The sequence below is a fragment of the Vibrio sp. 1CM2L genome, from assembly GCF_023161695.1.
Classification (GTDB): domain Bacteria; phylum Pseudomonadota; class Gammaproteobacteria; order Enterobacterales; family Vibrionaceae; genus Vibrio; species Vibrio coralliirubri.
Genome location: NZ_JALNTT010000001.1, coordinates 589,541 through 613,526 on the forward strand (window position 1 = coordinate 589,541; position 23,986 = coordinate 613,526).

Annotated in this window: 22 protein-coding genes and 2 pseudogenes; 8 read left to right on the forward strand and 16 right to left on the reverse strand. The window is 45.2% G+C overall.

The features are described from left to right. Positions 1-97 precede the first annotated feature (97 nt). Together MSG34_RS02410 and MSG34_RS02415 are read left to right on the forward strand one after the other, a co-directional pair. Positions 98-184, forward strand: a pseudogene (locus MSG34_RS02410) (DeoR/GlpR transcriptional regulator); the annotation flags it as partial. 180 nt (positions 185-364) lie between these two features. Next, entirely contained in the window at positions 365-826 is a 462-nt protein-coding gene (locus MSG34_RS02415) for a hypothetical protein (protein ID WP_050712354.1), read from the forward strand. 43 nt (positions 827-869) lie between these two features. On the opposite strand, the gene MSG34_RS02420 is transcribed toward MSG34_RS02415, so the two are convergent. After that, the gene (locus tag MSG34_RS02420; protein ID WP_248336175.1) at positions 870-3,101 is read right to left on the reverse strand and encodes a hypothetical protein; all 2,232 of its coding nucleotides are present in this window, start codon (positions 3,099-3,101) and stop codon (positions 870-872) included. A 456-nt stretch (positions 3,102-3,557) separates the two neighbouring features. On the opposite strand from MSG34_RS02420, the pseudogene MSG34_RS02425 reads away from it, so the two are divergent. Then, a pseudogene (locus tag MSG34_RS02425) lies at positions 3,558-4,465 on the forward strand (GyrI-like domain-containing protein). Positions 4,466-4,634: 169 nt separating this feature from the next. Here the strand turns inward: MSG34_RS02425 and MSG34_RS02430 are convergent. From MSG34_RS02430 to MSG34_RS02445, 4 genes are all read right to left on the reverse strand, one after another. After that, positions 4,635-4,937 carry a hypothetical protein gene (locus MSG34_RS02430; RefSeq protein ID WP_241486948.1) on the reverse strand — a complete coding sequence of 101 codons (303 nt, stop codon included), beginning with the start codon at positions 4,935-4,937 and terminating at the stop codon, positions 4,635-4,637. 53 nt (positions 4,938-4,990) lie between these two features. Beyond that, complete coding sequence (locus tag MSG34_RS02435; protein ID WP_248336176.1) at positions 4,991-5,329, reverse strand: Fis family transcriptional regulator; 339 nt, start codon at positions 5,327-5,329, stop codon at positions 4,991-4,993. Positions 5,330-5,528: 199 nt separating this feature from the next. Next, positions 5,529-6,503 carry a Gfo/Idh/MocA family oxidoreductase gene (locus MSG34_RS02440; RefSeq protein ID WP_248336177.1) on the reverse strand — a complete coding sequence of 325 codons (975 nt, stop codon included), beginning with the start codon at positions 6,501-6,503 and terminating at the stop codon, positions 5,529-5,531. A 3-nt stretch (positions 6,504-6,506) separates the two neighbouring features. Then, positions 6,507-6,830, reverse strand: coding sequence for an antibiotic biosynthesis monooxygenase (locus tag MSG34_RS02445; protein WP_248336178.1), 324 nt, complete (start codon positions 6,828-6,830; stop codon positions 6,507-6,509). Positions 6,831-6,936: 106 nt separating this feature from the next. Between MSG34_RS02445 and MSG34_RS02450 the strand changes: the two genes are divergently transcribed. Further along, complete coding sequence (locus tag MSG34_RS02450; protein ID WP_248336179.1) at positions 6,937-7,794, forward strand: LysR substrate-binding domain-containing protein; 858 nt, start codon at positions 6,937-6,939, stop codon at positions 7,792-7,794. Between the two features lie 28 nt (positions 7,795-7,822). Here MSG34_RS02450 and MSG34_RS02455 read toward each other — a convergent pair whose 3' ends face one another. The 4 genes from MSG34_RS02455 to MSG34_RS02470 form a co-directional block, all read right to left on the reverse strand. Then, a complete protein-coding gene (locus tag MSG34_RS02455; RefSeq protein ID WP_248336180.1) occupies positions 7,823-9,031 on the reverse strand; it encodes a crosslink repair DNA glycosylase YcaQ family protein in 1,209 nt (402 codons plus the stop codon). Between the two features lie 34 nt (positions 9,032-9,065). Next, a complete protein-coding gene (locus tag MSG34_RS02460) occupies positions 9,066-9,713 on the reverse strand; it encodes a DsbA family oxidoreductase (RefSeq protein ID WP_248336181.1) in 648 nt (215 codons plus the stop codon). 180 nt (positions 9,714-9,893) lie between these two features. Next, positions 9,894-10,691 carry a Cof-type HAD-IIB family hydrolase gene (locus tag MSG34_RS02465; RefSeq protein WP_248336182.1) on the reverse strand — a complete coding sequence of 266 codons (798 nt, stop codon included), beginning with the start codon at positions 10,689-10,691 and terminating at the stop codon, positions 9,894-9,896. A gap of 78 nt (positions 10,692-10,769) precedes the next feature. Next, the gene (locus MSG34_RS02470) at positions 10,770-11,342 is read right to left on the reverse strand and encodes a TetR/AcrR family transcriptional regulator (protein WP_048609878.1); all 573 of its coding nucleotides are present in this window, start codon (positions 11,340-11,342) and stop codon (positions 10,770-10,772) included. Between the two features lie 139 nt (positions 11,343-11,481). Here MSG34_RS02470 and MSG34_RS02475 point away from each other — a divergent pair, with 139 nt between their 5' ends. The 3 genes from MSG34_RS02475 to arsB all read left to right on the forward strand — a co-directional run bounded on the left by MSG34_RS02475 (position 11,482) and on the right by arsB (position 13,643). Next, a complete protein-coding gene (locus MSG34_RS02475) occupies positions 11,482-12,006 on the forward strand; it encodes an HPP family protein (protein ID WP_248336183.1) in 525 nt (174 codons plus the stop codon). A 134-nt stretch (positions 12,007-12,140) separates the two neighbouring features. Further along, positions 12,141-12,482, forward strand: coding sequence for a winged helix-turn-helix domain-containing protein (locus MSG34_RS02480; RefSeq protein ID WP_081229294.1), 342 nt, complete (start codon positions 12,141-12,143; stop codon positions 12,480-12,482). Positions 12,483-12,587: 105 nt separating this feature from the next. Continuing rightward, complete coding sequence (gene arsB / locus MSG34_RS02485) at positions 12,588-13,643, forward strand: ACR3 family arsenite efflux transporter (RefSeq protein ID WP_248336184.1); 1,056 nt, start codon at positions 12,588-12,590, stop codon at positions 13,641-13,643. Positions 13,644-13,720: 77 nt separating this feature from the next. On the opposite strand, the gene MSG34_RS02490 is transcribed toward arsB, so the two are convergent. Next, positions 13,721-14,611: a LysR family transcriptional regulator gene (locus MSG34_RS02490; RefSeq protein ID WP_248336185.1), complete on the reverse strand. Its 891-nt coding sequence runs from the start codon at positions 14,609-14,611 to the stop codon at positions 13,721-13,723. 130 nt (positions 14,612-14,741) lie between these two features. Between MSG34_RS02490 and MSG34_RS02495 the strand changes: the two genes are divergently transcribed. Then, positions 14,742-15,173, forward strand: coding sequence for a PACE efflux transporter (locus MSG34_RS02495; protein ID WP_248336186.1), 432 nt, complete (start codon positions 14,742-14,744; stop codon positions 15,171-15,173). Between the two features lie 218 nt (positions 15,174-15,391). Here MSG34_RS02495 and MSG34_RS02500 read toward each other — a convergent pair whose 3' ends face one another. The 6 genes from MSG34_RS02500 to MSG34_RS02525 form a co-directional block, all read right to left on the reverse strand. After that, on the reverse strand, positions 15,392-16,264 hold the full coding sequence (locus tag MSG34_RS02500) for a universal stress protein (RefSeq protein ID WP_048610471.1): 873 nt from the start codon (positions 16,262-16,264) through the stop codon (positions 15,392-15,394). Between the two features lie 16 nt (positions 16,265-16,280). Beyond that, positions 16,281-18,284 carry a tripartite tricarboxylate transporter permease gene (locus MSG34_RS02505; protein WP_059017639.1) on the reverse strand — a complete coding sequence of 668 codons (2,004 nt, stop codon included), beginning with the start codon at positions 18,282-18,284 and terminating at the stop codon, positions 16,281-16,283. Between the two features lie 289 nt (positions 18,285-18,573). Next, positions 18,574-19,752 carry a tripartite tricarboxylate transporter substrate-binding protein gene (locus MSG34_RS02510; RefSeq protein ID WP_248336187.1) on the reverse strand — a complete coding sequence of 393 codons (1,179 nt, stop codon included), beginning with the start codon at positions 19,750-19,752 and terminating at the stop codon, positions 18,574-18,576. 304 nt (positions 19,753-20,056) lie between these two features. Then, positions 20,057-21,121: a 4-oxalomesaconate tautomerase gene (locus tag MSG34_RS02515; protein WP_248336188.1), complete on the reverse strand. Its 1,065-nt coding sequence runs from the start codon at positions 21,119-21,121 to the stop codon at positions 20,057-20,059. Positions 21,122-21,367: 246 nt separating this feature from the next. Next, positions 21,368-22,507 (reverse strand): ABC transporter substrate-binding protein, encoded by a 1,140-nt coding sequence (locus MSG34_RS02520; RefSeq protein ID WP_248336189.1) that lies wholly within the window; start codon positions 22,505-22,507, stop codon positions 21,368-21,370. Beyond that, entirely contained in the window at positions 22,507-23,976 is a 1,470-nt protein-coding gene (locus tag MSG34_RS02525; protein WP_248336190.1) for a sensor histidine kinase, read from the reverse strand. The genes MSG34_RS02520 and MSG34_RS02525 overlap by 1 nt, the downstream gene beginning before the upstream one ends. Positions 23,977-23,986 lie beyond the last annotated feature (10 nt).

The window sequence follows — 23,986 nt, forward strand, 5'->3', positions numbered from 1 at the left end:
AGAGATCCAAAAGGTTAGTAATTTTGATGAGTGCCCAATCTAAAAATGCCCCTATGTCAGATTAGCAAGCCAACCGGACGAATTGCCAGCTTTCATCCTTGATAGCTTGCTCACCGACATTGATCTTTCGAGCAGTGTGATTGATGAGCTTCGAGACAAAGGCATTAAGGTCATTAACTCGTAACGGATCCCCCATCAAGCTTCAGGCTCACCAACCAAACATTCAGAGCCTGAATGGCTTTCACCCAAAACCATCTATTTATCTACTCGATAAAAATAATTCTTACAATTAAGCGTTTATATTCATTAATAATATTGGCGGCGGACGGCATAATAGCCGCGAATCCTTTTAACGAGTTTGGTTATGTTCTACAAGCGTCTTTTGGTATTGGCTTTACCGCTTACTTTTGTGTTTCCCACCCATGCTGAAACGTTTGGTGAGCGAATGGCGCGCATCGAACAAGAGAATGTACTGGCGAAAACCATGAGTGAAGAACAAGTTGAATTGATACAAAAAGTCGTACAGACCAACCACTGCGCTAAAGTGGCGTTAACCCATCACCAACGCATTTTGGGGCAATATAAGGTTGAGACGTCTTCTTCGGAGTTATTCGTAAAATGGCGTCAACTCGGTAAGCAGTTAGACGCTCAATACGAGACAGATTACCCCGGCTACCCTAAGCACGCTTTTCAAGAATATCCAGCAGCTTCAAGCAAAGTCGATGGCTACCTTTTTGCTCTAATCGACAATGGTTTAAACGAGCAATCGTGGATCGCCAAAGAGTTTAAGCAGTGTAAAAAGAATAAGCTGATATCCCGAACCTAAGCTCTAGTCTACTCAGGTTCGAGAGCACTCACTCGCATTGGTTCTAATAAAGTAAGAACAGCCCTTCATAACCGCCAATTTCTATTTCACTCACATAGTCACCAACGTGACCGTTAGCATCAACAGGTTTCATTGGAACATCCAGCACAATGGTGAGTTTTTCCGCGTCATAAAAGCTCGGGTTCTTACCGTGGAAATCCGTGCGATACAACACACGACCATTGCTGAACTCTCTCGCTAACACCATGTCCTCAGGACCACCAGCAACCACCTGATTTTCAGATTGATACATAAAGTACGTAAACGTCGGCAGAACGTGAGTCATACCATTGAGCAGATCAGCATGCACCATTTCGTTCATCGAGGAGTCGCCAACGATGGTGTAGTCCGCGGGTTGAGGTGTCGTTGTCGATAGCATCAAAGGAATCGGCTCAAAGCCTTGTGGGATCTGATGACTCGGCTCTCCCAAATCAACGGCCAATAAAGAACTGGGTTGGTAGGCGATGTTTTTAGGGACACCACTTTGCCAGAAAGTGTCAGCCGTCGTGTTGCCACTTCCATAGACGTAACCATTGTTCCACTGATTAAAGTAGCTATGTTGAGCGTGTCGATTGAGGTGGTAGATCGCTAGGGTCGAGTATTGGTCTTGCTTCCAATTCTCTTCACTATTTCCAAGATACTGAACTCGCCCATAACGCGTTGTCGCCTGAAAAATAACACTTTGTCCATTGTAGGCGAGCGCAGAATTATCCCAGAATTTAGAGATCCCCGAGTAACCACTAAACCCAGTAGATGGAAAAATGTAGTGCTCCCGTAAATAAAGAGATCCTGCCTCGCTAAGATGAGACTGTCCATTTCGACCCAGTAAGTTCGCGGTTCCGATATTCAACCCAATCGACGCATCACTTTCTAAAGCAGATAGATTTTTCAGAAACGCTGAAAATTGTTGTTTATAGAGATCATCCGCTTGATTCGAACCCGCAACTGCTCCTAACTCTTGAACATGCCCGCCAGAATGAACATAGAACTGATTCGAACCAATAAGCTTATTTGTGTCGTCGTTGTACGCACCATTCAAACCTTGGCCTGCCCAACTTTGCTTGTAGTAGCGATGAATGGCAGATAGATAATCCGCGTTTGCGACGTTTGTTAACGACCAAGATGAGCTAGCGCTCCACATTCGACCAAATGGCACCACTCTTGATTCCCAACGAAAACGCGCTGTCGCGTTCTTATTAGTTCGATTTCTATACTCACTTGGCGACAAGTAGTTATCGCCATCTAGGTCTGCAGACACATCAAAACCGCGGATTTTTCGCCATTGGCTGATAGCATTGCCGTCCGGCGTTGTAGTCGGAGCGTCGGTTAATTTGACGGTTGGAAAACTGTTTTTCAGTTTTACTTCTTTTAAACGCGGCCTGTCGTCGGCGTTCTCACTTTGCCAACGAACTCTCACAACGTATGAGCGCCCACCATCTCTCAAAAAGGTTGAACCAAAATACTGTCCGCCACCATAGCTCGCACCACTGCCATCATGAGTTGTGGCTCTTACCCAATCATTAGGAAGGTTCCAGATCACCGATTGGTTTTTGGTCATGCTGAGCGTTTTGTCTTTCTTTACATCGAGCCTTTCCCACTGTGAAACCCTTCCGTGAGAATCAATAGCTGTTGGGTATTCAATCCAGAATTCGCCGCTGCCAGCAAACTGTGAGAACTTAAAGGTCAGCCGTTCGAACTGCTCAGCATGATAGACATACAAAGCCCCACCCTGTTCGAAATTCTCAAACACATCGGCATCCCACGGAGGCTCTTGATACAGCCAAAAGCCAGCATGGTCTTCACTGGCTGTATAGCCCAAGATCATAGGCTTTCGGTTTAAAAGCGTCTTTTCGCCGTGAGTTTTATCAACTTCGGCAATGACAGTATCTTCAGAAAAGTGCAGAAAATAGTCTTCGAAGTTGAGGCCTTCTAACTCAGCTTGGTTACGGAGATCGTTCTCCAACCAACCCGAGTTCATCGCCATGACTTGGTTGTACATATAACCAATTGTCGTGGCCCGCTCATTGTCGGCTTTGTCGGCATAAGCTCCGAAGACAATATCACTGTTGGTAATTTCCCAATCAATGACGGCATTCGCAGATAGTGGGGAGCCCGAAAGATCAACACCCGCTTCATGTTGCCCTGGCAGCACAACCGCTGTACCAACAGCAAAAGCGTAACCAGCGATTAAACATGACGGTATGAGTGCGAGCAGCCCAGAAATGTAGGTTTTCATGATTCAAATTTCCTAATCGATACTGTCATGCCTTAAATCACAAGACGAAAAGTCAGCCAACTTGCGTGTCAATTTAGGAATCAAAATACGAAAAAAGTATCGACTACATGGCTCTATTGTTCAAGTGCTCGTCTGTATTGTTTCATCCATGACAAAGAAAACGAGCAAATGCCGATTCAAAATCAAGACATTAAGGAAAAGATAAATTTTTGTGATTTTAATTTTATTTGGAAACCAAGTATCTCCGGCTAACGAGAAATCAGCTCAGATTTTCTCAAAATGAGAATAATACGGTTTGGAAGATGAGAAGTTATCAGAGCCTAGAACTCAGAATAGGACTTGGATTTGCTGTATCGAATCTCAGTTTGAGCGCCACAATGTTGAAACTCAATTTGGATAGGCTAGTCTCGGTCATCTAAACAAGAACGATGACAACAGAGAGTGGTAAATAAAGCGATGTACGTTGACTATCATAAGCGGCTTGTTCCCGTTATACGCTATTTAGAGAAGCACTTTAACGATCCGCTCAACTTGATCGAAGTCGCGGCATTAGCTAACTTTTCACCCTACCATTTTCATCGTACTTTTAAGGCCGTTCAAGGCGAAACGCTTGCTGATTTTATCAGACGATTGAGACTCGAAGCGGCAGCCAACGATCTCTTCAAAACCAAGCAACCTATTATTAATATTGCACTAGATTACGGCTTCTCATCGTCTCAAAACTTTGCCAAATCCTTCAAGCAACACTTTGGCGTTACGCCTAGCGCATTTCGTGATTGTGAAGACTACCAAGCTTTCGGTGAGTTAACTCGAAATAGCAAGATTGGACACACGTTGCGCAAGACTGGAAACGATGCAGTTACGAGTAATTCATATACTGGCTCCGAACTTTCAACATGGAGTAAGACAATGAAAACGCAACAATTCGAATCATCAAAATTGGCGTATGTGCGAGTAACAGGCCCTTATGGAAAAGGGTATGAAGAGCCTAGCGGCCGTCTTTATCAGTGGGCAGAAATGAAAGGATTATCAGGCAACACCTGCATGTTCATTTACCATGATAACCCAGAAATCACACCGACAGATAAGTGCCGAACAGACATTTGTTTAATGGTTCCAGAGGATGTCGAAGTACCCAGCGGTATCGAGCTAAAGGACTTTCCCGGTGGGCAATATGCGGTGACGAGACAAACGATCACCGAAATCTGCCAATATGCCAATATGCCAAAGCTTGGGATGATTTAATGAGTAACGTCATTGAGTCCGGTATTGAAACAGACGATCGACCTTGTTTTGAGCTTTACCACAGCTACGATCCGCAAACTCAACATTCAGACGTCAGCTTCTGTACCGCAATTAAATAACGACAATCAAAGCCTACCTCGCGTAGGCTTTCTTCTCTTCGGTTCGCTTGCCAACGGCTTTGTTGATTAATTAAGTTTATGGATAGCGACATCTCGTTTCGTAGATTTTTAGTCAATCAATGAGAACAAATACTAGTAGATACCAGTAATGTCATAACCCAAACGGATTTCATCCATCGCTTGAGGCTCGAAGCACTTTCCTAACGCGTACAGTAAAAAACATCACCGCACATGCGGTATAGAGCTTACCTACCCATAAGCCGATATTGATCAGCTGAGTTTCTTGCTTAATGAGACGTTGATACTCAGTATCAGAGAGGTAAGGATCGTCAAAGGGGACAACGTTAATCCCCCACATAAACCAAACAGACCAAACGACACTTCCTACTAGCAGCCACAGAGCTAGTATCAAAAATTGCTCGAACACACCTAGCAGTGTGTTCTTGTTAAGCGAAATTTGAGCTTTATTCATTTCACGACCTTTTTATCACGACACAGTTGAGGGGTTCTAAAGAAGCAAGAGCACTAAAGCCTCTTGTTCCACTTCCCTTGGTGGTCACGGTCGCAATTTTCTTGTGTATCGTAACTAACATGCTTATCGATATTCTTCAGTTGAATCCCAACTTGATTGAACGCGTGTTGGATAGCCCCAGAGGCACTCTGTTGACCTTCGCCACTTAAGAAGTTCGTTCTATCCTGATTGGTATCGAATATACAGACAATTTTCAAACTTTGCGGAAAAGATGAGAAGTTGACCGAGTGAGTCACCCATAAAAAACCATCGAAGCCTTTCAGCGTGTCTTCACAAACGTCAGTTAACACGTCTCTGATTTGATTCTCGATTTTCTTATCTGATTTACGCATGCGGCAAAGGTCCTATTTAACACCTTAAAAAATAAGGTTTTTCGGTCAGTTTCGTACTACCTGATATTGGACACTGTGGCGGTTTCAAATGCAAAGTATTTATTGGGGAGAGTCGACTGGAAGATATAGAGGAAACGCCTCATGTTTGATAGCTTACGAGGCGATCAAACATGAGACGAGTATAGAATTTACTAAAACATTAGCTCGCCGCTTGTTCCCAATCAGTTAATAACGTCATGATCACGCGAGAGTCTTGGTGGGTTGCCATTGGCGCAGCAAGTTGTGTGTCACCTTGCTCAACCGCTTGGCGGATATTGCGCACTTGATAATGGAAGCCGTCGCCTTGCGCTTCAACTTTCACTTCACGTGTCGACGTCTCATAGATCTCTACCGTAAACGTGTTTTCTGCAGTCGGTAACCATGGATTAGTATCTAGCGTAATGCAGCCTTTGCTACCTAGAATCGTAAAGCCATGCTTTAAGCCGTGGTCTTCAGCGGTGTGGATTTGCGCGGTCAAGCGGTCATTGAAACGCATCATCGCCGACGATTCACAGATATTGCTATCTTCGCCTCGTCGGCCGATTGCCGAGATCTGCACATCATCGAACACACTCTCACCGAACAGCTGCTGCGCAACAGAGTGAATCAGCGACATTGGGTAGCAACCAAGGTTGTATAGCGCGCCTTTGCTCGCAGGATTCACGAACTGATCAATCGCCGCAACGTAGGAACCTTGAATTGAGCGCACTTCGCCGATCTCACCAGTTGCCAGCTCTTGATGAAGCTTGGTGATAAGTGGATGGTTTAAATACATCAGACCTTCAGCAAAGAATACGCCCGCTTCTTTCACGGCTTGTAAAGCTTGCTCGGTTTTTTCCATATCTACCGACAGAGACTTCTCACACAAGATCGCTTTGCCTTTTTGAGCTGCTTTAATCACATACTCATGATGGACATGGTTTGGCAGAGCAATGTAGATAATGTCGACCGACTCATCTTCAATCAAGGCTTCATAGCTGTTGAAGGTTCGTGTTGGTTGGTATTGGGCAGCAAACTCGTTAAGTGTTTTTTCAGTACGACCAGCAACGGCATACAACTCGCTTTGAGCATCGCCTTTAATCGCATCCGCCATTACGCCTGAGATAAAGCTGGTTCCTAGGATTCCCCATTTCATGTCTTAGATCTCCTGCTCTTGTGTTTTGATAGATCCACGTTGCGTTTCAAATGCTTGCACTAATTCCGTAATATCACGCTCAATAAATGCTTGGGTATGAGGCATCACAAAGTGCTGATTAATCGCCTCGCGGTTTGCGTATTGCTCAATCAAGATCACACGATCGCTTTGGCTTTGATCATAAGTTGCGATTGCTTGTAGGCAGCCCGGCTCGCTCTGCATGTCTAAACAAAACTGTTCGATAGCTTCGATCGCAGCAGCTCGCTCTATGTTAGTTTTGATCTTAAGTTCGGCAGTAACAAAGATGGTTTCATTAATTTGAGGCATTTCACGCTCTTATTTTAGTTAATTATCGATTTGCCATTAATATAATTAACCCCTAATAATTGATAAACTCACCTTTTGTTTATTGTTTATCAACCAAGAGTGTTTAATGGATAAGTTAACCAGCATGAAAGTCTTCGTCTACGTAGTGGAACAGGGCAGCTTTCGTAGCGCCGCAAACCACTTCAACCTGTCGGCGACCATGATAAGTAAACATGTCCATTCCTTAGAAACCAGTCTGAACTCTCAGCTGATCCACCGCACCACGCGTAAGCAGTCTTTAACCGATTCAGGTCAGCTTTATTATCGTGAGTGTAAGCGAATTCTCGAAGACATCAGCAATGCTGAAAACCTGATTCAAACCTTGGAAAACCAACCACAAGGCACGGTAAAAATTAACTGCCCTGTCACCTACGGAAACAAGGTACTTGCCCCTATCGTAGCCAAATTCCTTGCACAACACCCAACCATTAACGTTGAGCTGATGTTGAATAATGACCTTGTCGATCCTTATTCATCCGACATAGATCTGATTGTGCGAATTGGCGACCTGTCCGATTCAAGCTTGGTCGCAAGGTATTTAGGGGATTATGAGATGTGTTACTGCGCGGCGCCCGCTTACCTAAACCAACATGCTGAAATCAGAGTATTGGAAGACTTGGCGCAGCACCCATCGCTTGGATTCAGTTACAGCAGCCAAGCTCCTCACGCCACACCGAATAAAGAACGTGTGCGCTTGATGTCGAATAATGGTGATGTGTTGCGGTATGCCGCCCTGCAGGGTGTGGGCGTGTTGTTGCAACCGACTATCTTAGTCGCAGAAGAGATTGATCGTGGAGCGCTGTTGGAAATCCTACCCGGCATGGCGCCGTTACCAAAGCCGATTCACTTGCTCTACAAAACCAAGCAACTGTCGTTGAAGAACAGAACCTTTGTCGAGTTCTTGTTAGCTGCGTTTGCTGAGTAACTAAGCGCTTTCTAAACAACAAAGACCGCTAGACTGTTTGCCATTGGCTCATCAAGCGCTTGCCAAGGTCGGAAGGTGTGGTGTTATGGACAATCATCTCATCACATTGGTTGAACACCATGAAGTGTTTTAGTTCTTCGCATAAAGCGTCAATCAATGACTCATGAGTTTTAACTCTGTCTTCAACAACCAAGTTGCGAATATTGAGTAAGCGACTCTTTCTATCGACCTTGCAATCCATTCGCGCCACCAGCTTACCTTGCCATAGAATCGGCAAACTAAAGTAACCAAACTGACGCTTGGCCTCTGGAACATAGCATTCAAGGAGGTAATCAAAGTTGAACAATGATTGCATTCGCTTTCGTTGAATCAGCAGGTTATCAAACGGAGACAGTATCTTAAGCTTGGTTCTGGAAAGAGGTTGATTCAGCAGTTCAAAAGCACCTGACAGGGCATAGTAATCAGAGCCTTGAATATCTACTTTCAGAACCTGCTTATCTTCAAGCATCTGTTGAAGTGTTTTCTGAATCAGAGGCTTTGTGTTCTTGAGTAGATAACTCATTTCCGACGCTATTCCAACTCCGTTAGCCTCTAAATAACGTGTTATCAGATGCTCGATGTACTCTTGTTCCGTTGGTTCTGAGGTATCAATGCCACCCGGCAAAACTCGTTCGGTTAGGTCATACACCTTATGGAAGTTCACTCGGCTCGGCACCATTAAGTCACCTTGCATAAACAAAGTCTCTAACGCCTGTTTAGCAGGTTTGCCACCCCACCCGCCGGGGTTTGGCCTATCCCCTTCAAAGTCTTTCGCCATCAATGGCCCTTCATTCTCAATACGTTTGAGAACATGCGCCATCAGTGCATCATCCTTTTTATACCAATGCTTAAGCTTACCGCTCGCGAAACCATTCTTGCGGTGTAAGCTGAAGCGGTAGTCACGCATGGGTAAATACGCAGCAGCGTGCGACCAATACTCAAACACTTCTCGACGCTCTAGCAGCTTATCAAGATGATCAAGCTGGTAGTCTTGATTGCGATTCCACAACGTATGATGGTGAGCTCGCTGAATCACAGAGATGGTATCAATTTGAACATACCCAAGGTTTTCAATCGCAGACAGCGTGTTCGCCAAAGTGCCTCCATTGCGTTGCTTTTTAGGTGGCAACTTCTTAGGCGGCAGCTTTTGCGAAAGCAATACCAGTTTTTGCGCTTGAGCGAGTGACAATGATTCCATGTAATTCAGACTCTAATTGATACCAATAATCGGCTTATGATTCAGCAATAAGTTCTTGAAGAATTTGCTTGTACGTTTCGACCGTCTGCGCACCAGTGACTGCACTCTTGCGGTTGAACACCACAGTAGGAACCGCAGAGATCCCCATGCGTTGCCATTCAAACTCTTGCGCTTCAATTTGCTTCAAGTTGTCGGTGTTCTTTAGGCGCTTCAGTGCCTTCGTTGAGTTTAGCCCAACCGCTTCAAGCTCTTGTGCAATGGCTTCAAGATCGGACAGGTCTTTCTGCTCTGTGAAGTGAGCAGTAAAAAAGCGTAGCTTTAACTCAGTCTGTTTACCGTGCTCTAGTGCAAAATCGAGAAGCACATGTAGATGACGTGAATTGACCATTCTCATGCTGTCATAGAAGTTAAAATCGAAACCAACCGCTTTGCCACGAGCCGCAAGCTGTTCACGTGAACGTTGGCTCTCTTCTGCGCTAGAACCGTATTTTCTCATGATATGGTCACGCAGGTTTTCACCCTCTTGCGGCATGTCAGGGTTAAGCTCAAACGGCTGCCATTCAAGTTCAATCTGGTCTTCTAAACCAAGTTCCGTAACGGCTTGCTCTAAGTTTTTGTAGCCGACCACGCACCAAGGGCACATCACGTCAGAAATAATATCAAGTTGAAGTTTCTTGCTCATAGTCATTCCAAATATCGTTACTAAGGCGTATCCAACTCAAAGTGAATACCCATCTTTCTGATTAGATTACAACAAGCTGAACACTCGTTCAAATTTAACTCAATACAACAGCAGCCAACAAAAAAGCCAACTCATTTTCACGAGTTGGCTTTGATAAAAATCGAATCGAGCTTAAGAGCGTTACGCTAGCAGCTTCTCAAGCACTTGGAATACACCTGCATCAACGTTACTTGGCGCGCCAAAACGAGCGATCTCTTTCAGCTTTGGATGTGCGTTTTCCATCGCGTAAGAGTGGTAGCTCTCTTTAAGCATTTCCAAGTCATTCAGGTAGTCACCAAAACTCATGGTCTGTTCGTAAGTGAAGCCAAGTGTGTTTTGTAGGTGTTTAATCGCCGCGCCTTTTGATGCCTCAGCGTTCATCACATCCAACCAAATTTTCGCACTCACAACCACTTGGTAGTTCTCACCAAACTTGGCATTAATGCTTGGGTTCACTTTCTCTTGTGAACCGTCAAAGTGACAGATAGCGACCTTGATGAAATCGTCTTCTACCGCCAGTAAATCTTCTACTTGCTCGCGGCGATGGTAGTACTTAGAGATCTCCGCTAGAGCACTCTCATCTTTGGTTTCAATGTATGCAGACTTCTTACCACAAAGCACCACATGTGCACCTTCAATGGCACGCGCTTCTTTGATGATGTCTTTGATGGCATCAGTATCAAGTAAGCAGCTGTAGAGCTCTTGGCCTTTATGCATCACCAATGTGCCGTTTTCAGCAACGAACATCATGCGACCTTTTAGCGGGGCAAAGGTTTCCATCAAGCTGTAGTACTGACGACCCGATGCCGCAGCAAAAATAATGTCTTGAGCTTCTAGTCGCTCATAAAGATTGAAGAATTCTGGGTCTAACTTTCCGTGTTCATTAAGCAGAGTGCCGTCCATATCAGCAGCGATAAATTTGATGTTCTGTTGTGGCATTTCAGGGCTTACCTATAAGTAAAGATTAAAGTGTAAATTATGATTTTTCGTTATCTTGTGTAACGGTTCTGCCTTCGATTATATCGCTAGAATAGCCAGTGAATGCAATGCTTTTCGGTAGGCTTGTCTGTTTGAGTCTGACTTTGAATCAAGCTGACTAAATTCACTTCTTACAATAAGTCCTTCGATAAAAGTCATAACCGATTCACTGCGTAATTCGAGTATTGCAGTGTCGACTTCTTCATTACCTCTGACCACATCACGAATGCTGTTTTTGAGCCAAACTTTGTGCTGTCGCGAGAGCATCGCAATGTCATCTTCCGACTCTTTAAATTCGGCTAACGCGTGCATGAACATGCAGCCTTTGAAGTCAGGTTGCTCAAACCATGCAAGGTGCCAATCTAACAGAGCATCGAGTTGGTTTTGTAATCCAGACGTTGATGATAGTGCCGCTTCTAAACTCGACTCGAAATGCTGATGACGCCTTTCTAACACGGCTTCAATCAGCTTGGTCTTCGATCCAAAATGGCGGTACATGGATGTCTTAGAAACCGCTGCCTCATCTCTAATCATATCCACCCCAACAGCGGTATAACCAAACTGATTAAACAACGATTCTGCTACATCCAGAATCAGATCTTTTTTACTCATCGTTCATCAACCTCGACTCGCTCTGAAATCGTAGAGCTCAATTTCTCGTTGCAAGAAGTGTACAGATCTGTATCATCCAAATCAAACAGTACAGATCTGTACACTTTCAATAAAAACAGAAAACGAAGAGGAAACGATTATGATCAGCAAACTATCTGGTGGTGGAGCCCTTCCTCCGAAAGCAAGCATTAGCCAGCTTATTAAAGGTTTTATTGGCGGTACGCTGGGCATCTTAACCTTGTGCCTATTAGCAGAAAGTTCTGGGTTCCCGTGGTTAATGGCTCCATTTGGTGCGACGTGCGTACTGCTGTTTGCGGTGCCTACATCGCCGTTAGCTCAACCTAGAAACGTCATTGCGGGACACTTTATTTCGGCTGCTGTGGGCTTAATCGCGTTATATGGCTTTGGGGATTCTTATTTGACCATGGCAATCGCTGTCGGCTTATCCATCATGCTAATGCAATACTGTCGAGCGGTTCACCCACCCGCTGGCGCCAATCCGATTGTGATAGCTTTGGCAGGTACCGCACATGTGGATTGGATGTTCTTATTCACTCCCGTATTAGTAGGCAGCATCGCTTTGGTTGGTATTGGTGCGCTATTGAATAACAGCTATTCACAACAAAAGTGGCCGTTATATTGGTTTGGTTCATCCAAGTCTTAGTCCATTGAATTTCAATGATAAATATGGATTTTGACATCAAATTTAGAAGCAAATTGAAAGATCACATTGACCCTTATATAAAATAGGCTTACCATTAATCGTCTTTTAACGATTATGGAAAGCGAAACATCAATATGAACGAAACTTGCTCTACAACTGGTGGCTGTGCTCTACCAATCGGACATGGTGATACCGAAGCTGAAAAGCAAATGGCAGCTCTAGCCAAAGCGCTCGCTCACCCGGCAAGAGTTCGTATATTGAGTATCCTTTCAACGCTAGAAAAATCGGGCGGCTGTTTGAACAGCGACTTGGTTAGCGAATTAGGTTTAGCGCAATCGACAGTATCAGAGCACCTAAGAATCTTGAAAACCTCTGGCTTCATCACTGCTGAATCGATACCACCGAAAATGTGCTACCGCATTAATCGAGGTAATATTCAGCAATTTGAATCGCTAATCGACACCATTTTGAAATAGATTCATCGCGCTTAGTTTGTCGAATACAGAATAAACTAAGCGTATTTTTTTGTTTTTTAATATCGTTTTTCGACGATTAACGATATCAACCAAAGAGAAAATATCATGAAGCCAAAATTAGGTTTTCTAGATCGCTACTTAACACTGTGGATCTTTATTGCCATGGGTCTTGGTGTATTGCTTGGCACCCTATTCCCACAGATCGAGCAGTGGAACGAATCTATGTCTATTGGTACCACCAACATTCCGCTTGCGATTGGCCTTATCTTAATGATGTACCCACCTCTGGCTAAGGTTAACTACAACCTGCTAGGCACCGTGGTAAAAGATAAGAAAGCGATCAAACTATCTTTGATCATGAACTGGCTTGTTGGCCCAATTCTAATGTTTGTATTGGCACTGACTTTCTTGGGTGACCACCCAGGTTACATGGTCGGCGTGATTCTGATTGGTCTTGCTCGTTGTGTGGCGATGGTTCTAGTTTGGAACGACATCGGCGGCGGTAACAAAGAGTACGGCGCGGCATTGGTTGCTCTAAACAGTGCATTCCAAGTGGTGAGCTACAGCTTTATGGCGTGGTTGTTCATCAGCGTTCTTCCACCAGTATTTGGTTACGAAGGCATGTTGGTTGATATCTCGATGATCGACATTGCACACAGTGTACTTATCTACTTAGGTATCCCATTCCTAGCGGGCTTCCTAAGCCGTAAGGTCCTTGTGTCGATGAAAGGCGAGCAGTGGTACAACGAAGTGTTTATTCCACGTATCTCTCCAATCACACTGATTGCACTACTGGCAACCATCGTTCTGATGTTCAGCCTAAAAGGCGAGATGATTGTAGAACTGCCAATGGACGTATTGTTGATTGCGGTTCCACTGACTATCTACTTCACAGCGATGTTCTTCATCAGCTTCTTCATTGGTAAGAAGATGGGTATTGAATACGACAAGAACGCATCAATTGCATTCACAGCGACAGGTAACAACTTCGAGCTAGCGATTGCCGTTGCTATCTCAGTATTCGGTATCAACTCAGACCAAGCGTTTGCCGGTGTTATCGGTCCACTGATTGAAGTACCTGTGTTGATTTACCTAGTGAACGTGGCGCTTAAGATGAAAGACAAGTACTACAACGGTCAGACGGTTAAACCTAGCGTCTAGGATCTCCATCTAGCCCTCACAAAAATCAGTATCACTTTGAACAGAAAGGCTCACACGCTAAGCGGTGAGCCTTTTCTTTATTTAGTTTCGTCTAATAAGCCTTTCAATGCTTGTTCAAGCCAAAGCAAGGCTGGGCCTTTAGAGCGTGTTTTAGACAGAACAAGATCAACGGGCGGCGACCATGTTTTGTGATCGAATGAGACATTAATCTCCACTAAACGCTGTTTATTCAGTTCCTCTTCGACAAGGTGCTTGGGTAAATATGCCCAGCCAATATCGCTGCCGAGTACCATCTCTTTGATAACAATAAAGCTGTTTGACCACCATACCTTTCCGGCAATCAGTGGAAACTGATCCATCACCTTACCTTTGTCTCCCCTCAACATTAGTTGACGATGCGGGAGTAAATCAGAGAGTTTCGCCACACCTGTTTTTGCGAGCGCATGACTTGGATGACACACAGCAATAAACGGTAAGTGACCGATAAAGCAAGGCTCAGAACCGACATCAAAAGCCAAGTTGGTAAACATTAATCCAATGTCGGCTCTCTCTTCGATAATCAACAGATTGACCTCAGTCGTGGTACACGCAACCAATTCAACTTCCGTCGCTGGGAATTGATGACTGAACTGACTAAGGATCTTAGATAGATTCGGGACCAATAATGAATCATCTAATGCAATTTTGATGAGCCCCTCTTCACCGCTACCCATCGCGTTAACCGTCACATTCAGATCTTCAACCTGCAGCACGATCGCTTTCACCTGTTTAAATAACTGCTCGCCCGCTTTGGTTAGTGAAGGCTTTCGAGTCGAACGATCAAAAAGCTCAACATTAAAATCTATTTCAAGATTGCTGATGCCTTGGCTCACCGCCGACTGTACCTTACCCAGTTGACGAGCACTGGCAGAAAATGACCCTAATTCAACGGCATACACAAACATTTTCAGTTGTTCAATGTTGTACATTCGGTTTCTCCCAAAACTTACTATCACTATATGTGATGCTAACTATCTTTATATTATCACTTAAGAAGATATTATCTAGCCAAGTCATTAGCCCATCGGCGGCTATTTAATCGTAAAGAGAGTTAGAAAAATGTCACATAAAGAACGCATGTTGCACATGGTGCTATTTGAATTGGTTGCTTTGGTTTTGATGGCAGGGCTTGCAACCTATGTTACAGGAAATGGCGCAGGTGAAATGGCAGGCTTAGCGCTCGCAATATCATTGATAGCGATGGCTTGGAACTACATTTACAACTATGGCTACGACAAAATTTACGGAACAGACCGAAGCAAAAGAACCACGAAAACACGTATCCTGCACGGATTAGGTTTTGAGCTTGGCTTGATGACAGTGACTTTGCCTGTCTTGATGTGGGTTCTACAACTCGACTTCCTAACCGTACTGATCATGGACATCGGCCTAGTTATTTTCTTCGTACTTTACGCGATTGCGTTCAACTGGGCGTATGACTCGGTTCGAGATCAATTGGTAGCGAAAGGAAAAGTGGCAGCTCTGGTTTAGAGCTGCACACATTGAAATAAAAAGGGGCTAACTGGTAATCAGTCATCGTAAAAAGGAGAATAAATACGATGACCACATAAGCATAGACGGACGGGTCACATATCAGTTAGCCCATGAGTTTACTCTAACAATCTAAGCTGTCATGCGCCTGACATGACAGCAGTTAAGTTTCGATGAATCAGTGAGTGATGTAGGGAAACCAATCACTCACCGATTTATTAGCTCACCATGAACAGAGGCACGTTGGTTTTACTCAATAACCTTCTGGTAACGCCACCCAGCATCTGTTGATGCATCTTCTTATGAGCAAGCGCGCCAGCCACTATCAAGTCAGCATGAAACTGCTCTGCATGAGCAAGGATCGCTTGAGGCGTTTTGATTCTGCCCTCTTTAAACGAAATACACTCCACTTCGATGTTATGCAGCCCCAAATAACGCTTTAAATCTTGTTGGTTAGGCTTTTTGTTGAGTGAACGCTCACTGGTTACCACCACGATGTTCTTTGCTTTTCTAAGCAATGGCATCGCAGCTTTCACAGCCCTCGCACCCGGATCATCTCCATTCCAAGCAATCATAATGCATTCTGGGTTAAAGCTTTTTTGCTCACGAGGCATCAGCAAAATTGGGCGACTGCCATGTTCTATCGCCACGTCAAAACTCACGCTACTTTTGCCATTAAGCGGTTTAGGGATAATGATTAAGTCAGACACCTTACCACGCTCAGAGACTACATCTGCTCGATAACCCGTTAGATTATGCCATTGAGCACTCACGTGTTTATTGGCCTCATTCATCACTAGGTTATCACTGTCACACAGCGGTACTTCGAGCTTGTCGCACAAGGTAGTGAACTCAAGTTCAGACTGGTTCATGTCTTCTGCAACGTAGTTATTCACCAACTGGTCGATACGGCTTAACCACTTACTCGGTAACAGTTGTCGCTCTTCTGGCATCAACTGCTGTGGGCTAATTTGAGCGTGTAACACATCCAAATGTGCACCAAAATATTGTGCAATGCTCAGCGCGCCTTCTAACCTTTCAGCGGAGTTTGCCGTAGAAGCGAAGGGCATAATAATCGTTCGAATCGTCATAATTACTTTCCTTCTATTATCCAATTGGCCAAGGCAGATTAACGGTTTCTTGTAGCAAGCCAATCGGCAAATCCAATACCATTAGGTGAGTCAAACCCAGTAAGAAACCGGTGGCAGCAACGGTAACCGATGCTGAACGCATCAAGCTCAACCCTGCTTTACTCATCAAGAACAAACAGAAGAACGCACTGATAGAAATCACATAACCCACAAAGTAGCAACCAAGGATCAATGCGCCTAGCCAGTACAGGTAGTGCATCATGCTGATACTGTTGGTATCAAAGGCGTACCCTTGCTCATACTCATTATCGAAATAGACAGCATCGCCTTCTGGTTTGGTCAGCAGTTGGAATAGCACCACAGCAGATAGCACCCACATAATGCTAGCAATGATAATAGTGAACACACCACCTAAGAAGCTCTGTTGGTAGCCGTCATAAATGCCATACATAAACGCGATATTGACCAAAGCAGCGAAGATAACTTGAGGCTTGCGATTACTGATTCTTACTGAAGGTTGAACCGTTTCAGTCGAAGTGTCTTGTGCTTCACTTTGCTTGTTTTTCTTCACGCTTTGACGCCACATGAAGAACAAAGAGAAAATTGTCAGCGCACCAATGATCATCACGCCAGGGCGTAGTAAGAACGCAACACCATCAAACTGCACCGCTTGATACAGGTAAGTTTCCATACCATTAGCAAGTACAAAACCAATCAAGAATGCAGGGCGAGGCCAGTCGAAACGCTTCATCAGCACACCCAGTGTACCTATGCTTAATAGCGTGACTAAGTCGCCAAGGTCGCGTGTTGCTTGGAATGCCGCAAAGCAGATCACCATCACCATGAATGGAGCAAGCAAGGTGTAACGAACCGTGGTCAGCCTAGCCACCCAAGGTGAAATCAGCATACAAGCGCCCGCACCGAACACGTTGGCTAATGCCAAAGACCACACGATAGTGTAAGTAATATCAAGGTCAGTACTCACCATCGCAGGGCCCGGTTCTAAGCCCACCAATACCATGCCACCGAGGAATACCGCCATGCTGCCAGAACCCGGAATGCCAAATAACAGCGTAGGGACTAAACCACCGCCCTCTTTCGCATTATTCGACGATTCAGGGGCAATTACACCACGCACATCGCCTTTACCGAATTCAGGATCTTTCTTAGTGGTTTGCACCGCATGACCATAAGCGATCCAGTCCACTACGCTGCCACCAAGGCCGGGAAGTGCACCAACAATACAGCCGATCACGCTACAGCGCACTGCGAGCCATTTGTTTTCCAAGAAGTCACGAACGCCCGCAGACCAACCCTTGCCAAGTTTACTAGCATTGGCGATTGGCTTATTTTGACGAAGCAGATCAATAATCTCAGGAAGTGCAAAAATACCTAAGCCCACCACAACCAGAGGAATACCATCCATTAGGTAGAAGTTGTCAAAGGTCATTCGATATTCGCCCGTTGCGGGAGCACTACCTACACTGCCAAGCAATACGCCCATGCCACACGCCGACAAGCCTTTTACCAAGCTCTTACCTGCCAACGCACCGACCATGCTCAAACCTAATAAGGTCAACATGAACAACTCACCAGAACCAAAAGCGAGGATCACAGGTCGAGCGATCAGCACAAAACCGGTCAGTATCACCGCGCCAAACAGGCCACCGAATAAAGATGACGTAAATGCAGCAGATAACGCACGCGCCGCCTCGCCTTTTTTCGCCATAGGGAAGCCATCAAGCACGGTTGCTTGCGAGCCACTTGAACCCGGAATACCCATTAATACAGAGGTAAAAGTGTCAGACGTTGGAATAACCGCAACCAAGCCGATAAGCATCGCCAAGGCTGAGATTGGATCCATGCCATACAGGAATGGAAGCAGTAGTGATAAGCCGGCAATACCGCCAAGCCCCGGAAAGATACCAATCGCGAGACCCAGTAACACACCACCTAACATAAAGGTGATGTGCTGGACGCTTAATATGGTTTCCAGTGCAGCAAAGAGTTCGTTAAACATCGTTGAATCCTTTCTATCATGAGACTCACTTTCGCTTCGTTTACCACCGCTTACCTATCCATGGATGTCAAAAGCCCTACGGTTCAATCCGTATAAGCCACATGCTTTTGGAGTTTGGCGCTTACTTTTTTACGTAGCGATATAAAAGTTACGTACGATATTGAAATGACGTAACAATATAAAAGTGAGATGAAAAGGCGTGAGCCACGATCTTGCGCCGCGGTCTCACTGCCAGTTAGTACTGAGCGTTGTTAAAACTCATGTTTTCTTGGGCTTCTGGATAGCCTGTTTAGAAACGGGTGTTGTAGTTTGTGGTCAGCCAGTTTCTGACCCATTCAAGGTTGCTTTCATCAAGCGACAAAGCGGCGTTTAACGCTAACTGTGCTTGTTCGCCAGTTAGCTGAGGGTAATCACCCAAGACTTCGACTGCGCGTTTTTGAAAATCAGGTTGAGACACCAACTCAGAAGCCGATGCGCGCCATGCAGCAACTGTTTCTTCTGGCGTCGACTTAGGCACAAAGATCATCTTCTGAGCGGCAAACCCGGCCATAAAGAATGAGCGCCAAACCGCATAGCCTTGTGTTTCTGCTTCTTCCGAGTGGAACATTTGGTAGACCTCAGCGAAGTGAGGAAGCTCTGGGAAATTAGGATCTCGCTTCAACTTGCCGTCTTCACCCAATACACCGAAGCTAAACAATGGAATCGCTTTACCTTCATTGACTAGCGGCGTCACTTTGTCGATGTAAGATGAGCTAGTTTGAGAATCGATGTTCACTTCGCCGCGCTCGAACGCCAGTCGACCAGCGCCACGCCCTTGCATGCCGAAAATTGCTTGTACCTCCAAACCAAGTAGATCCATGGCTAACAGTGGTACCAAGTCAATCGAGGTCGCACCTTGGCTTGCGTATTGAAACTTGATTTGGTCTTTCTTATCGAAAAGATCTTGTACGTTCTCGATGCCTGTTTTAGGCGAAACATACACAACGCCGCCAGTTGGGGATGCGAGAATCACGCTCCAATCGTTGTAGTCGTAACGAACTCGGCGATCTTGAAGAAGATAGGGATATTGGGTTGATGCCGAGCTTGCAAAGATGTTGAGGCCGTTGTCTTTCGCACGGCGAGCAAATTGGTTAGCGCCTTTTGTTGAACCGCCACCCGGAATGTTTTTCACCACTACTACTGGATTGCCCGGTAACGATTGAGACAAGTAAGGTGCATAGAAACGCCCCCATGTATCAGTACCGCCGCCCTCTTTGTAAGGCATCACAAACTCGACACGCTCACCTTTAAACGAAACCTCTTCGGCTTGTGCGTGATGAGATAATGCCCCCACACCAAGTAGCGTGACCAAGAGTGATTGACAAACTTTTAACTTAGACAATTTTTGAGTCATAAGAAAAGAACCGTTCGAGAATAACGAACCCTTAGTAGATGGTTGTGTATTGCCGGGTAGTTGTACGTTCAGCATCGTGCCTCCTAATATCCATTTACTGCGTGTTGCCTACAGCTGGACTGTTTTTTGTGGTTTCTGACAAATTAGTCGCCGAACCTGTCATCCAACTGACACGCTCCATTTTGATAACAAAAGTGTTACAAAGATCGCCCTTTCAGGCACAAAAACAGAGCACCGCGCGCTGAAGTGGTGCAGTAAATCTCTAGGTTTTACGAGGCTTGGGGGAAAGTGTTTAAAGCTAAAAAGAATATGAAGGTGAGAATAAAAAAATCGCCAGCCCAAGGCTAGCGACATGAAATAGCTAATAAAGCAGATTAGATTAGAATGTCGGGTAAACCTGACCTTTGAACAGTGGACGAGCGGTGCGCACCAAAGCCGCTTGACGAACCGCAGGCTCAATTTCCCCTGGCTCTACTTTGATATTGACTTGGATTTGTCCACTAGGGTGCTCAATAACGACCGTTTCAGAGTTAATGCCTTGGCACACTTCATGGGCGACTGTGCCCGGGATCATGCAAGCCGCCGCAACACAAATCCCTCCGGTAACAGCATGACTTGCGTGGCAGTTTTGTGGCACAAAGTATCGAGAGGTAATGTGTCCACCATACGTGGGTGGTGATAACAAGGAGACCTTAGGCACCACACTCCCCGTCACATCGCCCATACCCATTAATCGGCCTGCCGCTAATCGGATAGACTCAATGCGCTCTAATAAAGGAGCATTTTCATCAAGCTGTTGCTTGGTTTCATTACCCGTTAAGCCAAGGTCTTGAGCATTAATATGTACCATAGGCACTGCCGCGTCTAAACACGTCAACTCAACGCCTTCGACCTCATCACGCACCTTACCTGTAGGAAATAGCTTGCCCGTTTTCGATCCGCCGACATCTAAGAAGTTAAGCAAAACCGGAGAGCCAGTTCCGGGCACACCATCGACTCGCACATCCCCATCGTAACGTAAATGGCCATTTGGGCTTTCGGCGGAAACTTCGATAATAGTATTGGTGTTGATGTTTCTGACACGCAACATGGTCGATGGACTACTTAACTTAACCAAATTATTTTCACTGGCGAACGCCACGATTCCAGAGAGAATATTACCGCATGAGGGGCGGGTATCGACTTCTTTTTCTTCAACGCCAACTTGAGCAAATAAGTACTCCAAGTCGGTACCTTCTTCTGAAGATTTAGAAACAATGGCGACCTTGCTAGTCAACGTTGTTCCGCCACCAATACCATTAATTTGCTGTCCCTCACCAGAGCCCATAATACGCACGAGCAGTTCATCTCTTTCTTGCTCACTTTCAGGTAAATCACTGGCTAGGAAGTATGCACCTTTCGATGTGCCGCCGCGGATCAACATGCAGGAAATATTCTCATTCATGACCGTTTTCAACCTCTTACTCTTGAAGTGAAAGAGCAAATCCATGCTCATTTGTGGACTTCAAGAGTAAAAAACGAAACTGTCATGCAGCTGACTCGGTGACATTTAGCAGGGGCAGACAAACCAACATTTGGCTCAGTCGGTTCAAAGGCAGAATAACAGAGGGTTAATACCGAGGCTAAAACTGACCTAACCTGACCTAAACTGAACTGAACTGAACTGAACTGAACTGAAATAAGAATAAGGCTAGTCGTAGCTTTTTAAGGCACTCTCCCATTCCGTAATCACTAACGATTTTTTGCTTTGATCTGAGAAGATCAACAAGCTGACATCTAATGGCAAAGGCTTAAGTTGGTTCGCAAACTGTTCACGTAAGACAACGGCGGATTTTGCACTTTTTATATCGGTGCGCACTGGAGGCATGTTGGTTTCTTCTGCCATTAGCTTCTGTCCTGAATAGGAAAACAGATAATCGATAAAGGCTTGAGCTTGTGCTGGCCGCGGAGTGGTTTTGTTGATAAATGCAGTTCGAATAACCACAGGGGTATAGTCATTCGCAGCCACAATCACCACATCTTTGTGCTTTGATTCCCATGAGTTCGCGTACGAGCCCATGATGTTGTAGGCAATCGAGATATCACCATTGGTCAACGCCTTGAGCATCGAGGCGGAGCTATCAAAGGTGCGCGCGTGATGAAGATTAAACAGCTCTAAAAACTGCCCGTAGTTACTTGTTTGTGCTCGTTCAAAGGACCAAAGCAGATAACCGATACCCACATCACGAATATCAAACAGCCCTATCTTCCCCATCAGCTCATCACTATGTTGACGAATAAAACTCAACAACTCAACACGACTAAGCGGGACTTCTTTGCCTTCAAGAAAAGCTTGATTAAACACAATCACAGCAGGTTCATAGCTAAAACCAAACAACTCATTTCGCCATTGGCTCCAGTGCGGAACAATACCCGATTGAGAGCCATAGCCCGGCACATTGATTTGGTAAGGTAATGCGTAACCATCATTAACAAGTCGCAATTGTAAATCCATCACAGAACTGATGGTGATGTCAGGTTGATCCGGCTTTTGGTCTCGAATATGAGCATCTAATACATTGCTGCTCATCGCTTGATAGCGAACCGTAATATCTGGATTTCGACGTTGGAAGTCATCGAGCAGTGGCTTCATTTCTGACAAGTAGGCCGCACCATAGATCACCAGTGCATCTTCATTGTCATCACCTTGGTTGCTATTGTCTTGGTGAACAGAGTCTTGGCGACTAGCGCCTTGATTAGCTTGTGCGGTGGCATTCGTAACAAATAGAGCGCTTGCTAGCAGCACCGCCGAAGTTAGCCCTGTAATCCAAGCCCGTATTAGTTTGATCATTAAACCTCCCACCAATAGGTATGCGGGAACTGAACTTTCACCGTAAGACCGCGATTATCCGTTTCATTTGGGTTTGTATCTTCTAAGCTCAGAATTGCATTGGATTTTTGGGCAACATCTAACGCGATACTCATCCCTAGCCCTGTGCCTTGGCTAATCGCATTCGGGCTGCGATAAAACTTCTCGAACACATGAGGCTTATCTTGCTCATCAATGCCCGGCCCGAAATCGCGAATATACAGCACCGCTTTGCTGCCTTGCTGTACTAATTCAACCTCGATAGTGCTGCCTTTAGGGGAGTACTTGATGGCATTTTCAATGAGATTCGTCAGCATCTGAGTTAAGGCAAAGCTGTCGCCTCGAATGTGAAACTTCAGTGATTCGATGTAGCTCAGTTCGATGTCTTTGCTCAATGCATTCATCGCTAAACCACGGCTGGTTTGCTTCACCAACTCATTAAAATCAATCTCTGTGGGCTCAATACTTTGGTAGCGATGGCGAATCGTCGCGTGGTTCAACAACTGCTCTACCGTACGCTCAAGCACTTCACATGCGCCAGTGACTTTATCTAAGTAATCGAGTGTGTGGCTGTCATTGGCTTTGCTTTTGGCCAGTTCGATTTGAGCTTTAATGCCAGCGATTGGCGTCTTTAACTGATGCGCAGCTTCGCCGGTAAAGTTCTTAAGGTTGGTTAAGTTCTTATCGAGTTGAGACATAAACACATTGATGGTATCGACCAAGTGCTCAACCTCTTCAGGAGCGTCGAGATTGATTGGAGTTAGGTCGAGATTGGAACGCCTTTCCATCTTATTGTTGATCTCATTGACCGGCTTGAGCACCTTTACAATCAACACAAAGATGACCAACAACGCACTTAACATCACCGCGAGCAGTAGCTTAACCGCGTGGTCCGAGAGTTGCTTCTCCCATACTTGCCTCGCTTGTGTGGTTTGCCCCACAAGCACATAGATATTCTGAGGCCCTTCGCGGGTATTCATGATGCGACTGACCAAAGACAAACGCACCCATTCATCTTTAAAGTTTAAGTAAAAATAAGCAGCCTCTGGTTCGAGCTTAATCTGATACTGGTCGATTTGGTCACGCACTAACTGATCATCAAGCAATTCTTTATAACCCGTGATGTAACCCGACTCCGATGAATTCGAAGAACTAGCAACCAGATAGAAAACCTTATCTCTAGGGGAATCAGCCAGCGATTTGAAGGCCGCGGTGGGGATGTCGACACTGAATGTTAAACCATTAAAACGAACCTGCTCTATGATCTGCAGGGCGGCGTTATTCAACTGGCGATCGTAAAACATCTGAGTGGTTTGATAGGCGTAGCGCTTTACCGCAACCAAAGTCAGCAAACTAATCAGGCACAATAGACAGGTCGCAGAGAACAATAATTGAAATCTCAGCGATTTTGTTCGAAAACGAAAGCGGACAGATTGGGTCAGTGCCGTCACCTAATACTCC

Excerpts from the sequence above, each read along its gene's own strand:
- MSG34_RS02415 (WP_050712354.1), top strand. The coding sequence starts at position 365 with ATGTTCTACAAGCGTCTTTTGGTATTGGCTTTACCGCTTACTTTTGTG.
- MSG34_RS02420 (WP_248336175.1), bottom strand. The coding sequence starts at position 3,101 with ATGAAAACCTACATTTCTGGGCTGCTCGCACTCATACCGTCATGTTTA.
- MSG34_RS02430 (WP_241486948.1), bottom strand. The coding sequence starts at position 4,937 with ATGAATAAAGCTCAAATTTCGCTTAACAAGAACACACTGCTAGGTGTG.
- MSG34_RS02435 (WP_248336176.1), bottom strand. The coding sequence starts at position 5,329 with ATGCGTAAATCAGATAAGAAAATCGAGAATCAAATCAGAGACGTGTTA.
- MSG34_RS02440 (WP_248336177.1), bottom strand. The coding sequence starts at position 6,503 with ATGAAATGGGGAATCCTAGGAACCAGCTTTATCTCAGGCGTAATGGCG.
- MSG34_RS02445 (WP_248336178.1), bottom strand. The coding sequence starts at position 6,830 with ATGCCTCAAATTAATGAAACCATCTTTGTTACTGCCGAACTTAAGATC.
- MSG34_RS02450 (WP_248336179.1), top strand. The coding sequence starts at position 6,937 with ATGGATAAGTTAACCAGCATGAAAGTCTTCGTCTACGTAGTGGAACAG.
- MSG34_RS02455 (WP_248336180.1), bottom strand. The coding sequence starts at position 9,031 with ATGGAATCATTGTCACTCGCTCAAGCGCAAAAACTGGTATTGCTTTCG.
- MSG34_RS02460 (WP_248336181.1), bottom strand. The coding sequence starts at position 9,713 with ATGAGCAAGAAACTTCAACTTGATATTATTTCTGACGTGATGTGCCCT.
- MSG34_RS02465 (WP_248336182.1), bottom strand. The coding sequence starts at position 10,691 with ATGCCACAACAGAACATCAAATTTATCGCTGCTGATATGGACGGCACT.
- MSG34_RS02470 (WP_048609878.1), bottom strand. The coding sequence starts at position 11,342 with ATGAGTAAAAAAGATCTGATTCTGGATGTAGCAGAATCGTTGTTTAAT.
- MSG34_RS02475 (WP_248336183.1), top strand. The coding sequence starts at position 11,482 with ATGATCAGCAAACTATCTGGTGGTGGAGCCCTTCCTCCGAAAGCAAGC.
- MSG34_RS02480 (WP_081229294.1), top strand. The coding sequence starts at position 12,141 with ATGAACGAAACTTGCTCTACAACTGGTGGCTGTGCTCTACCAATCGGA.
- arsB (WP_248336184.1), top strand. The coding sequence starts at position 12,588 with ATGAAGCCAAAATTAGGTTTTCTAGATCGCTACTTAACACTGTGGATC.
- MSG34_RS02490 (WP_248336185.1), bottom strand. The coding sequence starts at position 14,611 with ATGTACAACATTGAACAACTGAAAATGTTTGTGTATGCCGTTGAATTA.
- MSG34_RS02495 (WP_248336186.1), top strand. The coding sequence starts at position 14,742 with ATGTCACATAAAGAACGCATGTTGCACATGGTGCTATTTGAATTGGTT.
- MSG34_RS02500 (WP_048610471.1), bottom strand. The coding sequence starts at position 16,264 with ATGACGATTCGAACGATTATTATGCCCTTCGCTTCTACGGCAAACTCC.
- MSG34_RS02505 (WP_059017639.1), bottom strand. The coding sequence starts at position 18,284 with ATGTTTAACGAACTCTTTGCTGCACTGGAAACCATATTAAGCGTCCAG.
- MSG34_RS02510 (WP_248336187.1), bottom strand. The coding sequence starts at position 19,752 with ATGCTGAACGTACAACTACCCGGCAATACACAACCATCTACTAAGGGT.
- MSG34_RS02515 (WP_248336188.1), bottom strand. The coding sequence starts at position 21,121 with ATGAATGAGAATATTTCCTGCATGTTGATCCGCGGCGGCACATCGAAA.
- MSG34_RS02520 (WP_248336189.1), bottom strand. The coding sequence starts at position 22,507 with ATGATCAAACTAATACGGGCTTGGATTACAGGGCTAACTTCGGCGGTG.